Here is a 12,277-nt window from a genome sequence, read left to right as displayed (position 1 = left end):
AGTCTGCCAAACTCGAATTCACTGTACTGCAACTTCCCTTTACGAGGCTAAGCTATTGCTTTACGACTTCTCCACCTTGCATAACAAAATCTACATTTTCTAAAATTGCAATATCTTCTAATGGGTTGCCCTTAACGGCAATAATATCAGCGTAGCGCCCCACCCTCAAAGAACCGATATTTTGCTCTTGGCCCAGTAACTTAGCTCCACTAATAGAAGCTGCCTGTAAGGCTTGCATCGGCGTCATACCGTAAGTCACCATTCTGGATAGCTGCTTTAAGTTATCTCCGTGGGGATACACCCCTGCATCGGTGCCTAACACCATATTGACACCGGCTGTTACTGCTTTTCGAAAATTATCCCGTTGTATGCCGCCCACCGAACGCTCCTTTGCCAGGCTTTCTGGGGAGATGCCAGCGGCTTCTCCTTCGCCTAAAATGTACTCTGTTACATAAATATCCATGGAAAGATAAGTGCCTTTTTCTTTGGCTAGCTTAAGACCCTCCTCATCAATAAAGCTAGCATGTTCAATGGAGTCTACACCGGCTTTAATCGCGTTAAATATACCTTCGGTACCATGAGCATGCGCTGCCACTGTTACGCCTCTTCGATGAGCCTCAGTCACAATCGCGCTCATTTCTTCCAAAGACAATTCCGGCGCACCAACCTTAGTACCTTTAGACAAAACACCACCGGTTGCTTTGACCTTTATCACATCAGCAGTGTATTTCACATTTTCCCGCACCTGCTTAACCCCTGCCCAAGGCCCATCTACCAGGCCGCGAGTGCTAGTCGGAATATCATGAGGTAAAATATTATTGTCACCATGGCCCCCGGTGATTTGCAAAGAGGGCCCAGAAACAAACATGCGTGGCCCAATGAAATCGCCATCTTTGATAGCATCTCTTAAGGCAATATCTATAAATTCAGCGGCACCTAAATTACGTACTGTAGTCACGCCCGCCAATAAAGTTTGTTCGGCGTGCTTTACGCCCCTCAATACCTTCCTAGTTTGCGATGTTACTAAGCCTCTAAGACCATGTTCCGTTGCTGAAGAGGTTAAATGTACGTGCATATCAATCATGCCTGGTAGCAAGGTGTAGCCGCGCAAATCAATCAGCGTGTCCCCTTCATCAATGCTGGTGTTAGAAGTGCTTTGCACCTTTACAATTCGTTCATTTTCTATTTCAATCCGAGCCTGTTGGACCCTTTCTCCGGACACAACATCAACATATGCATCAGCAATTAAAACGGTTTTAGCCAAAGCTGAGGTGGCAGTATAAAATATAATGCAGAATAGTATGAGCAGGCGATTCAAGGTGATTCTCCAGTTGAGTTAGGCAAGGAATATTGTTAAAAACCATCACATTGCAGCGCACAATTGTCAATAAATATAACGCCCCCCTCTATTCAACACAATGAAACTTGCTGAGCAGACTTCAGCACTGATTAGACCTTAGTTAGTAAAGTACACGATAGGTAATTAAGGGTTTTGAGCGTGCAGGATCTATTCTTGCTGTACGCGATTCAATAAAATCGCTCAACTGGTCAATTCTACGACATAAAATTTAACCGACATTTATCTTGCTCAATTTTAAAGTTAAACCTTATGCTCAAAAGGAGATAAACACGCCCGATATAACCTAATACTGTTTAAAAAGCTTTTTGATCGTTAATAACGCATATCTTCTGGGATAGGCAAATCTTTACGCAGTGGCGGTGGACGCTTACCTTTACCCTTTTTAAATGCCTTAACTTGATAAACATAGGCTAGGACCTGCGCCACTGCCATAAAGAGTTTCTCAGGGATTTCTCGGTTCGCCTCCGTGGTATGGAAAATCGCCCGCGCTAAGGGGGGAGAAGAAACAATAGGTACGCCATGGGCTCCGGCGATCTTACGAATATGCATGGCTAACTCATCACTGCCTTTGGCCACCAATATGGGCGCGGTTTCGCCATTGGGGTCGTACTTTAATGCCACAGAATAGTGAGTAGGGTTAGTGACCACCACATCGGCTTTGGGCACCTCTTGCATCATTCGTTTGGCCGCAGCCTGATATTGTAAGCGTCTGATGCGACCTTTAACTTGCGGATCACCTTCAGAGTTTTTACGTTCGTCTTTGACCTCTTGCTTGGTCATTTTCATTTCTTTGTTGTGTTTCCAGCTTTGATAAGGAACATCAAAAGCGGCTATGGGGATCAGAGCACAGCACAACATCAAAAATGCCCAAGAAATTAATTCCATGGCGTGAAATAAGTTTCTAGGGTAAAGCTCCATGTCCAAATGTAGGGCTTCATCTTGAAACAAAAGCAGTGAACCATAGGCCATAGACGCCACCACAATAAATTTGGCGATGGCTTTAAGTAGTTCAACCAAGCCATTCATGCCAAACATGCGCTTAATGCCCGCCAAGGGATTGAGTTTATTGGCTTTAGGTGCCGCGCCCTGCCACGTGAAATTATATCCACCTAAAGCGATGGTGCCATAAACACCGGCCACTAAGGCAATGAACATATAGATTAGTACCGGCACGCTGATGGTTTCAAAAGCATAACCCCAGGCTTGGAACATGTGATTAAAGTCGTAGGTCTCGTCACGGGACAAGGTAAAAGTGCGCTGGGTAACTTGGAAAATAGCGGTGGCAATTTGCTCTCCCATGAGAATAAAGGCCGCAGCACTGCCGACCAATACCAAGGTGGTTGACAACTCTTTTGAACGGGCAATCTGTCCCTTTTTTCGGGAGTCGCCGGTTTTTTTGGAGGTGGGGTCTTCTGTTTTTTCGCTCGAATCAGCCATCTAATTCACCTAGTAGTTGCCGCATACGCGCACCAAGTCACACATTAATAACTGCGCCCTCTCCCACTGCACTTCAAAGTGATGGGTAAAGTTATCTAAAGTTAACCAAATAATGATCAGGCCCATGATTTGTGCAATGGAAAATCCAATACTGAAGATATTTAGCTGCGGCGCCGCTTTGGTCATGACCCCAAAGGCTAAGTTGACGATCAGTAAGGACACAATTGGGGCAAGGGAAAGTGTCACGGCAGCAACAAACATCCACCCCCCCCAATGAGCTATCGCCTTAAACTGCTCGGGCTGAAACCAGGCTTCACCAATAGGGAAAGCCTCAAAGCTCAACACGATCATTTTTATCATGGCTAGATGCCCGTCAAGCCCCCAAAAAAGTAGCGTGGCTAAAATCAGATAAAATTGGCCTACCGCTGGGACATTAATGCCATTGACGGGGTCAACAATAGAAGCAAAGCCCAAGCCTGTTTGCATAGCGACAACCTGACCTGCCAGCACAAAGGTTTCCAGCGCCATTGCGGAGATAAAACCAATGGCGATACCTATGATAAGTTGTTGAATGATCAAGACAAAGGTACCCACCGACAACATCTCTCCCATATTCACAGGAGGAACAACTGGCATGATCACCAAGGTTAAAAACAGGGTTAGTAAGCTGCGGATCGGGGTGGGAACCGACTTTGCACTCAGTCCCACCATAGCGGCAAATAGACCTGACACACGCATAAAAGGTAACAGCATGTCAGCCATAAATTGAGTAATAGTGGTGGCCGCAAATTCCATCGATTAGCCAACTACTTCAGGGATACGTTCCACCATAGTGAAGGTGAAATCCATGATTTTTTGTACCAACCAGTGACCGCCCCAACTCAGCGCAAGCAAAGTAACGATCAAGCGTGGTAAGAAACTCATAGTTTGCTCATTAATTGAAGTGGCAGCTTGGAACACCGCAACAATCAAACCCACAAACAGGCTCGGTAAAATAATTGCCGATACCAACAAAATAACCATTTGTAGCGCTTCTTTGAGTATTTCAACGAACATTTCCGGTGACATATTATTCTCCGCTACCCTAAGCCAAAGCTATTGGCTAAGGTGCCAAAGATTAGGTTCCAACCATCCACCAGCACAAATAGCATCAGCTTAAAAGGCAGGGATACAATCATAGGCGACAACATCATCATACCCATGGCCATCAAAATTGATGCCACCACCAGATCCAAAATCAAGAAGGGAATAAACAGCATAAATCCAATCTGAAAAGCCGTTTTTAATTCACTGGTTACAAAAGCTGGAATAAGCACATTCATAGGAACTTCTGACGGCTCGTCGAATTGGTCTTGCATGCCACCTAGCTCCACAAAGGTCTCAAGATCTTTGATACGTGTCTGGGACAACATAAAAGCACGCATAGGCAGTTTGGCTTGCTCGTAGGCCTCTATCGAGGTCATCTCTTCATTCAGATAAGGCTGAAGGGCATTTTCATTTATCTGTTCAAACACCGGAGCCATAATGAACATTGACAAAAACAAGCTCACCCCGATCAAAATCTGGTTTGATGGAGATTGTTGCAAACCTATAGCTTGGCGCAAAATAGACAATACAATAATAATCCGCGTAAACGATGTCATCATCATGATGAAAGCAGGCAATAAACTTAACGCAGTCATTATCGCCAGAACTTGCAATGTCATCGTATAGTCTTGCGAACCGTCGGGATTAGTCGTTACCGTCAAAGCATCCAGCCCAGGCGCGGCGAATACCTCTGAGGGCGCCAATAAAGTGACACCAAATAATATACACAGGAGTCTAAACATTGGACTGCCCTTTGGCTGTTGCCATTCCAGATTGTATTTTTCCAGCCAAGGCAACCGTCAGTTTGTCTTTAAAACTGACGGCGGTAGCGGATTTCTCAGGGCTATCCAAAGGCGTATCTAGTTTAGCTAAGTGATTGATATTTGTAGCAGTTACTCCAATTAAATGTTGTTCCTGGCCCACTTCAATCACCATCACCCTCTCGCGGGTGCCAGCCACCATAGAGGCGACAACTTTGAGTTGACCATTACCACTGGCAGTGACATTAAACCGACGCATCAACAAAGCCAACGCAAATACAATGGCTATAACCAGTAAAAGCGATAGGAATATTGACGCTATAGAAGTGGGATTAGAGAGGCTTTGGGCCTCTGCAAAGGCCCCAAAGGGGATAAAAAAACATGGGCCAAGAGTAGTCCAAACCCATGTTTTAATTGGATTTTTTCTATCTGAGCTTTTTGATTCTCTCGATTTGACTAATAACATCTGTTAAGCGAATACCAAATTTGTCGTTGACTACTACTACTTCTCCATGAGCAATCAACGTGCCATTTACTAACACATCGAGGGGTTCGCCCGCGACACGGTCTAATTCGACCACTGAACCTTGGTTCAACTGCAGTAAATTTCGGATACTTATATGGCTACGCCCCACTTCCATAGAAATGGTCACAGGTATGTCTAATATGGTATCGAGTTTCTTCTTTTCTTCTTGGGTAATAGGCTTATCTTCTGATAACTCATCCAGCTCTGCCACCGATACATCAAGGTCATTGGCCCCAATATCAGGTTTGTTTTCGGCTGCCGCTTCTTCGTCAGCCTGCTCGGCCATCGCTGCGGCCCAATCGTCCATTCCGTCATTATCACTCATAATTTTTCACCTTAGTTAGCAGACGACTCATAGATCATCTTCAAGAACAGATAGCTCGGCGTCACTATCTATTCGACGTCCGCCTTTCGTTAATAACTGCAATTCAGATTTAACTGAAGTGGGTCTTGGAATTTTTTCAGTAATTTTAAGCGCCATATTGTCTCTGGAGCGCCCTAATTTGGCTCTGAATGTAGGCAACTCTTCAATCAATACCGTAATGTGATCGGGCATTTCAATCGGAATGATATCGCCCTTTTTGAATTCCATGATGTCTTTGAGAGTAACTTCCAAATCCATCATATGGGTTGATATCGCCACATTGACATCTAAAATTTCGTCTCTTAAGGCCTTACTCCAGCGCAAGTCGGTGTCTTCTTTATCACTTTGTACACCGGCATCTAACAGCTCGCGAATAGGCTCTAGCATCGAATAAGGTAGCGACACATGAAAGTCGCCCCCCCCGCCATCCAATTCAATATGGAATGAGCTTATTACCACCACTTCTGTCGGACTGACAATATTGGCCATGGCAGGATTGACTTCCGAATCCAGATATTCAAAAGATACATCCATAACCGGAGCCCAAGCTTCTTTGTAATCTTCAAAAATAAGCTTTAACAGCATTTGGGTTATACGACGTTCCGTCGGAGTAAATTCCCGTCCTTCAATTTTGGCATGGTAACGGCCATCCCCACCAAAGAAGTTATCAACAAGAATAAACACCAACCTCGCTTCCATGGTGATCAACCCAGTCCCTTTTAGTGGTCTGAATCGCACCATATTCAAGCTAGTAGGCACAAACAGGGTATGAATGTACTCGCCGAACTTAATCATCTGAATACCGTTGATCGAAACTTCTGCCGAACGGCGCATCATATTGAATAAACTAATGCGCATGTGCCGGGCGAAACGTTCATTTACGATTTCCAACGTAGGCATTCGTCCACGCACAATACGATCCTGCGAAGAGAAATCATAGTCTAGGGTTGAACCTTCCGATTCAAGAGCCTCGCCATCGTCCTCTTCAACATCGTCGACGCCATGTAATAAAGCATCAATTTCGTCTTGTGATAATAAATCGCTCACTATTTTGCTCGCTTTGAATGTTGCATTATGTAATTTGCGACTATTGCATCACAAACCCAGTGAATAACACTTGCTCAACCACTTCGTTGCCAATGGTCTCTTTAAGCACTTTTTGTACTTCACGGGCCGCTTGGTCACGTAACGACACCTTGCCTGCCTCTGTGACTAAATCGTCAGCATTGGCGCTACTGAAAACTCTTAATAACGTACCTTCAATCAAGGGTACGTGCATTTTGGCTAATTCTTCATTATCTGTTCCACGTACCATCAATTGTACTTTAATCTGCGCCAGACGGTCTTTACCTTGTCCAGGCACGTTAAAGACGAATGGTCTGGGCATTGCTACGTATAACGCTGTACCTTTATTAGGACCACTAACAGCAGGAGCCGCATCACCTGTACCTTCTGGCATTTCAGCAGTTTCAACGGCAACCGGCTCATCATCACCACCCATTAAGAAATACGCCGCTGCTCCGCTGCCAATCAGTAAGACAGCAACAATGATGATAATCATCATCTTCTTGCCCTTGCCACCTTCTTCCATTTGTAATTCTTCTTCAGCCATAATTCGCTCTGTAATAAAGTTCAGGTTAGATATTATCTGCCTGTGTCAGTAAATCGCAACGTCTGATTGAGATAAGTTGCAGATTAATGCCGATTAAACAAAATAATCTATCCCTCCGATACGACCATTGTTGATTTTTTGTTCCGCCACTAGACTTTCATCTACTGTCATATCTTCTGGTGATTGAGATGACTGAGCAAATTGTGAATCACCTTGTTGCTCTGCTGTTTCATTTTGCTCTTGTTGCACGCTAGATTGGCCAAGTTCAATACCTTGCTGCTCTAGCATCTCACGTAAACGCGGTGCAGCTTGGTCTAGGACATCTCGCGCCTGTTGGGATTGCACCACAATATTCACAGTAGCTGTATCGCCTGACATACTCACCCGCACTTTCATTGAACCTAAATCAGGTGGATCTAGACGAATGTCTGCCTGCAAATTATTTTGCGATACCATCCAGCGGACTTTTTCTGTCATTTGTTGTAACCCTTCATTGCGGGTTATATTTACCGCCTTATCAAATTGGGCTACTTGTTGCTGGCTTTGCTTGTTTGAAAGCAACACCGACTGGCTTTGACTCTCTCTTGCGCTAGTTTTCTCAATCATTGTTAGCAAATGACTTACATCAGATTTAGCGCTAAGTTGAGAGGTGATTTCAAGGGTTTGATTGAACCGATTTAACGTCGCTCCTAACTTTTCCATATTGATATCTGCTACAGATACCTTTTCCATGGTTTGAGCAACAAGGGCGTTAAAATCAATTGCTGGCTGATGACCTTGCTTCAACTGTGCTTTGAATTCTTCCAAGCCAGATTTAATTGCTGCAACAAACTGACTATTTTGGGGCGCTGCTGTCTCGTCGCCCAAACCTAAACGCTGGGCAAGATTATTAATCGCAATATCTAACTTTTCAGCAGGAAACTCTAACATTCTGACCAGATCTGGGTCGGCGGATGTAACTGTGCTAGCTTGTTTAGCGGCCGCATCGGTTCTTGCTTGCTTAGCCCCTAAATCAGCGAGAGTGGCCGTATTCACTTGCTCAGTATGTTGTGGTTTTGATTCTTCAAGGTTGCGGCCCTGCTCGGCGCGCAATAAATTTGCTATCAGCGCCAAGTTTGCATTGTACTCAGAGGGTTCACTTGAAGTGGATGCTTGGTTAGTATTCTCAGTGGTCAAAGCCGTGGGCTTATTGCCCAATAAATCAGTTGGAGTTGATATTATCGATGAGTCGATTTGAGTTTGATTATCTAGTCCCCCTTGACTACCCTCGCCCGCCAATGCATCCAACAGCTTTTGCAAAGCGACTTGCAAATCATCCATCTGACCTTCTAGTGCTAGCCCGCCAGCCTCGCCTTGGCTGTCTTGAACAGCCACTGGCTGGATTTTCTCTAGCATTCCAAGTAGCTGTTCTAAAGGGCTCAAATTGTCTGTACCGGCGACCGGTAGAGTGACATTATGTTGTTCAATAACAAGATTTGTTTCGTCACCAGCGCTAGCAGAAGTATTCGCAGCGCCTAGCTCAGAGCTTACATTTAAACTGTTGCGCAAAGACAGGTCAACACCATTTACTGCGCCGTCAGCACTTTGCTTGCCCAATAAATTGCTAAGGTCTGTATCAGCCTTGGCTTGAGGGTCAGAGTTAAGGGCATGACTGATACTTTGTGCAAGTTCAGTACTCTTACTTTTTTCCAGCAGCCCCAACCAATCAAAAAATTGCGCCGGCTCAGCTACTTCACCTACAAGCCCGTCAATTGATTCGCCCTCAGTTGAAATAGGCTTATCAGAGGTATCTTGTTGCTGGGCAATATTGTGTAATGGGTCTGGCACAAGGGATGCTAGCGCGATTTGTTGCTGCTCTTCACCAAGTCCCTGTTTAATTATCTCATCGCTGTTCGTTTTTTCTGACCCGGCGTGTTGCTCCGCTTCATACGCTGAGCGCTCAGAGCCTGATTGTGGCTGATCTTTTATATTGGACTGATGTGCGGTCTTAACTTGCTCATACTCTGTACTTTCAGCATCAGCAGCACGTTCTTTATTCGCCGCTTTTTGTTGCTCACTTGCAGATAGTGTCGATGACGTATTTTCGCGGACATTATATTTATCGGTCTTGTTGTCTGTGTCGCGGGTGTCACCTTGGCGACTATCATCTCCCGCTCTTGGTTGACGATGCTGTTCAACATTGCGCGGCTGGGCTGGACTAGTTTGACGACTGACTTTTCGCTCTATGTGCTCTGGGGATGAAGCACGTTCTACCTGTTCAGTTCTGGGCTCTACCGGCTGATGATAAAGCGGCTTTACTTCTTGCAACAAGGCTCTAAATTCAAAATTTCCATTGCGATTGTCCTCGCTAAAGGTTTGAATCTTAGACGGCAAAGCGGCAAACTCTGATTTAGTAGTGGCAATATCTTGCATCTTTTATTCCCGTTTTGGCACTGTTTCAGCGCTCAAATCAATGTTTCTAACAGTATTATTGATGAACAGAGCAAAGACTGTTCCAACACCGCAAAGAAACACCAAAACTAACCAGAAAACTGCTTACGGATATATCGTTGGGTCGACAACTCATCAAGCAATTGCTGCTCAATTCTATCTTCGGCTAAGTGTTTTTCTAGGCGTTTTTTGTCTAATAACATTTCGACCGCTTTACGTTTACGCTGTTGCTCTAACCATTGCCCTTTTCGCTGCTCTGCCACTAGTAGAGACTGCCTATGAACTTGCATTTGCTGTAGACAAGCTTTGTCTAGCTTGCCAATAAATGAGTGCAGTTGGGTGAATTGCTGAACCCCTAACGGCTTAGTAGATACCGATTGGGTTTGGTTCAAATAGTCCCGCTTATAACTTTCCAGGCTAGCTAACTTTTGCTTGTTGAGTTGCGCGTGCTGCTGAGCTAACTGAAAATCTCTCGCCAGTCGGTCTTCTTTTTCTCTCTCCCAGCGCGCAACCAGCTCTAGTTGTTTTTCTGCCATTAGCCGTTCCCTAGACCTCTCGCCAAGGTCACCATAGCTTCGAGACTTTCATCATAAGGCAAGATTTGCTTCATACCCTGTTGTAAAAACGCATTGATGGCAGGCTCTGCGGCAATCGCCAAATCAACTCTGGGGTCTGTCCCCTTTGAATAGGCGCCTATATTGATTAAATCTTTATTTTGTTGGTAATTCGAATATACCTGCTTGATGCGCCGGCTGGCTTTTAAATGTTCGTCACTAACCACCATCGGCATAACCCGACTGATTGAGCCTTCCACGTCTATGGCTGGATAATGACCTGAATCGGCCATTTTCCGTGACAAAACAATATGGCCATCCAAAATGGCCCGTGCTGAATCGGCAATTGGGTCTTGGAGATCATCACCTTCAGTTAGCACGGTATAAAATGCAGTTATTGAGCCCTGCCCTTCCATACCGTTACCAGCACGTTCAACCAGCGCAGGTAATCTAGCAAATACCGAAGGCGGATAACCTTTAGTCGCAGGGGGCTCACCCACCGCTAAGGCTATTTCCCTTTGCGCCATGGCATAGCGGGTCAAGGAGTCGACCAACAGTAATACATTCATGCCTTTATCGCGAAAATATTCGGCTATTGTGACGGCGGTTTCACAGCCTTTGAGTCGCATCAACGGCGAGGTGTCAGCGGGAGCCGCTACCACAACTGATTTTTTTCGTTCTTCTTCACCGAGTATATCTTGAATAAACTCTTTTACTTCTCGGCCCCTTTCGCCCACGAGACCAACCACCACTGCATCTGCACTGGTGCCGCGAGTCATCATACCCAAGAGCACACTTTTACCCACACCACTGCCGGCAAACAGTCCCATACGCTGACCAAGGCCCACGGTGATCATTGAATTTATTGCACGGACACCGACATCTAATGGCTGGTTGATCGGGCGACGTAATAACGGATTCATCGGCGGGCGACTTAAGGGAACGCGTTTTTCGGCTTTGATTGCGCCTAGACCATCTAAAGGTTGCCCATTGCCATCTACCACTCGACCAAGTAAAGACATACCTACTGGCAGTCCCTGCTCGCGGGTCAATGGTTGAACTCGAGAACCAGGCACTATGCCCTTTACCGCTTCGGTAGGCATTAAGTAAGTTATATTTTCAGCAAACCCCACCACTTCGGCTTCGATTTGTCCGTCAATGGTTTGCACCAAACACTGACTACCCACCGGCATCTGGCATCCCACCGCTTCTAAGGTCAAACCAATACCACGGACCAATTTACCCGATGCAATACTAGGTACTGAGGGTACTTGGGTCTGCAGTGATTTTATTTTATTTAACAGGGTTTCCGTCATAACTAATCAGCTTCGATATCTTGCAGGCCTTGTTCTAATAAAAATCGGTCAAGTACATCTTTGATCCGTCGTTCAATTGAAACATCTACTGCATTATTTTGCGTACTAATATCACAGCCGCCTCGAGACATGTTCGGTGCGTCAATAAATATCCAGTTATTTTTGTCTATATGTTGTTGATCAAAATTCTGTTTTATAAGGGCGATATCTTCTGGATTCATCAAGATTTGATAACTGGATTCTTGAATAGGCAAAACTTTAAGGCCTTCAGCCAGAGCATGAGATATGACTTCAGTTGAGGTGTTAACCTCTACCCGAATAACAGCCTTAGCAAGGGATACGGCTAGCTTGACCAATTCTGATTGAAGTTGTTGATCCACCGACGCTGTGGGTTCATGTAGATGTTCCAATACCCCACTCAATGATTCGATATGTTGTTTTAACTCTTCTTCTCCAGCGCTGAGACCTTGTTCATGACCTTCGGTGTAACCTTTCTCTTTACCTTCCTCCAATCCTTGCTGCAGGCCTTCTTCCAGACCTTTTTCATGCCCCTCTTGCTTACCTTGCTCAAAACCTTCCTGATAAGCAGCCTCTCTTATCTGAGCTAATTCTTCGGCCGTGGGGGGTAAAATTTCTTGTTCAGGCTCTGGGGGTTCATATTTCCAGTTACTGCGGCGATTGAATGCATTGGTTTTTGTATCGTCATCTGGTGTGGAGGCTTCAATATAGGGAAGCTCCCAGGCAGAGATCTCTTCGTCACTCAGATCTTGGTCGTTCACACCCTCAATGCTCATAGTCCTGACAACCCTTGGGTCGATTTATGCTGATGGG

General features: G+C 45.2%; 13 protein-coding genes. All 13 read right to left on the bottom strand.

The window, feature by feature from the left end; translation table 11 throughout:
* Window positions 1-52: 52 nt before the first annotated feature.
* The gene (locus QR722_RS06150) at window positions 53-1,318 is read right to left on the bottom strand and encodes a Xaa-Pro dipeptidase (protein WP_353506900.1); all 1,266 of its coding nucleotides are present in this window, start codon (window positions 1,316-1,318) and stop codon (window positions 53-55) included.
* 354 nt (window positions 1,319-1,672) lie between these two features.
* Window positions 1,673-2,797: a flagellar biosynthesis protein FlhB gene (gene flhB / locus QR722_RS06145; RefSeq protein WP_286286248.1), complete on the bottom strand. Its 1,125-nt coding sequence runs from the start codon at window positions 2,795-2,797 to the stop codon at window positions 1,673-1,675.
* A 9-nt stretch (window positions 2,798-2,806) separates the two neighbouring features.
* On the bottom strand, window positions 2,807-3,592 hold the full coding sequence (gene fliR, locus QR722_RS06140) for a flagellar biosynthetic protein FliR (protein WP_286286246.1): 786 nt from the start codon (window positions 3,590-3,592) through the stop codon (window positions 2,807-2,809).
* Between the two features lie 3 nt (window positions 3,593-3,595).
* A complete protein-coding gene (fliQ, locus tag QR722_RS06135) occupies window positions 3,596-3,865 on the bottom strand; it encodes a flagellar biosynthesis protein FliQ (protein WP_286286242.1) in 270 nt (89 codons plus the stop codon).
* A gap of 11 nt (window positions 3,866-3,876) precedes the next feature.
* Window positions 3,877-4,626: a flagellar type III secretion system pore protein FliP gene (fliP, locus tag QR722_RS06130; protein ID WP_286286240.1), complete on the bottom strand. Its 750-nt coding sequence runs from the start codon at window positions 4,624-4,626 to the stop codon at window positions 3,877-3,879.
* Entirely contained in the window at window positions 4,619-5,110 is a 492-nt protein-coding gene (gene fliO, locus QR722_RS06125) for a flagellar biosynthetic protein FliO (protein WP_286286238.1), read from the bottom strand. Before fliO ends, fliP begins: the two co-directional genes overlap by 8 nt.
* Window positions 5,070-5,495, bottom strand: a complete 426-nt coding sequence (fliN, locus tag QR722_RS06120; RefSeq protein ID WP_286286236.1) for a flagellar motor switch protein FliN — start codon at window positions 5,493-5,495, stop codon at window positions 5,070-5,072. Before fliN ends, fliO begins: the two co-directional genes overlap by 41 nt.
* Before the next feature lie 27 nt (window positions 5,496-5,522).
* Complete coding sequence (gene fliM, locus QR722_RS06115; protein ID WP_286286234.1) at window positions 5,523-6,581, bottom strand: flagellar motor switch protein FliM; 1,059 nt, start codon at window positions 6,579-6,581, stop codon at window positions 5,523-5,525.
* Between the two features lie 40 nt (window positions 6,582-6,621).
* The gene (fliL, locus tag QR722_RS06110; protein ID WP_286286232.1) at window positions 6,622-7,146 is read right to left on the bottom strand and encodes a flagellar basal body-associated protein FliL; all 525 of its coding nucleotides are present in this window, start codon (window positions 7,144-7,146) and stop codon (window positions 6,622-6,624) included.
* 93 nt (window positions 7,147-7,239) lie between these two features.
* Complete coding sequence (locus QR722_RS06105) at window positions 7,240-9,558, bottom strand: flagellar hook-length control protein FliK (protein ID WP_286286229.1); 2,319 nt, start codon at window positions 9,556-9,558, stop codon at window positions 7,240-7,242.
* A gap of 107 nt (window positions 9,559-9,665) precedes the next feature.
* Window positions 9,666-10,112 (bottom strand): flagellar export protein FliJ, encoded by a 447-nt coding sequence (gene fliJ, locus QR722_RS06100; protein WP_286286227.1) that lies wholly within the window; start codon window positions 10,110-10,112, stop codon window positions 9,666-9,668.
* Window positions 10,112-11,446, bottom strand: coding sequence for a flagellar protein export ATPase FliI (gene fliI, locus QR722_RS06095; RefSeq protein WP_286286226.1), 1,335 nt, complete (start codon window positions 11,444-11,446; stop codon window positions 10,112-10,114). Before fliI ends, fliJ begins: the two co-directional genes overlap by 1 nt.
* A gap of 2 nt (window positions 11,447-11,448) precedes the next feature.
* Complete coding sequence (gene fliH / locus QR722_RS06090) at window positions 11,449-12,240, bottom strand: flagellar assembly protein FliH (protein WP_286286224.1); 792 nt, start codon at window positions 12,238-12,240, stop codon at window positions 11,449-11,451.
* Window positions 12,241-12,277: the final 37 nt, after the last annotated feature.

The sequence above is a fragment of the Aliiglaciecola sp. LCG003 genome (assembly GCF_030316135.1).
Classification (GTDB): Bacteria; Pseudomonadota; Gammaproteobacteria; order Enterobacterales; family Alteromonadaceae; genus Aliiglaciecola.
The sequence above is the reverse complement of the archived record's forward strand: the minus strand, read 5'-3'. Positions and strand labels throughout refer to the sequence as shown.

Bases quoted from the DNA above. Each gene is read 5' to 3' on its own strand.
- fliP (WP_286286240.1), bottom strand. From the start codon at position 4,626: ATGTTTAGACTCCTGTGTATATTATTTGGTGTCACTTTATTGGCGCCC.
- fliJ (WP_286286227.1), bottom strand. From the start codon at position 10,112: ATGGCAGAAAAACAACTAGAGCTGGTTGCGCGCTGGGAGAGAGAAAAA.
- fliO (WP_286286238.1), bottom strand. From the start codon at position 5,110: ATGTTATTAGTCAAATCGAGAGAATCAAAAAGCTCAGATAGAAAAAAT.
- fliN (WP_286286236.1), bottom strand. From the start codon at position 5,495: ATGAGTGATAATGACGGAATGGACGATTGGGCCGCAGCGATGGCCGAG.
- QR722_RS06105 (WP_286286229.1), bottom strand. From the start codon at position 9,558: ATGCAAGATATTGCCACTACTAAATCAGAGTTTGCCGCTTTGCCGTCT.
- fliI (WP_286286226.1), bottom strand. From the start codon at position 11,446: ATGACGGAAACCCTGTTAAATAAAATAAAATCACTGCAGACCCAAGTA.
- fliR (WP_286286246.1), bottom strand. From the start codon at position 3,592: ATGGAATTTGCGGCCACCACTATTACTCAATTTATGGCTGACATGCTG.
- fliQ (WP_286286242.1), bottom strand. From the start codon at position 3,865: ATGTCACCGGAAATGTTCGTTGAAATACTCAAAGAAGCGCTACAAATG.
- fliL (WP_286286232.1), bottom strand. From the start codon at position 7,146: ATGGCTGAAGAAGAATTACAAATGGAAGAAGGTGGCAAGGGCAAGAAG.
- flhB (WP_286286248.1), bottom strand. From the start codon at position 2,797: ATGGCTGATTCGAGCGAAAAAACAGAAGACCCCACCTCCAAAAAAACC.
- fliH (WP_286286224.1), bottom strand. From the start codon at position 12,240: ATGAGCATTGAGGGTGTGAACGACCAAGATCTGAGTGACGAAGAGATC.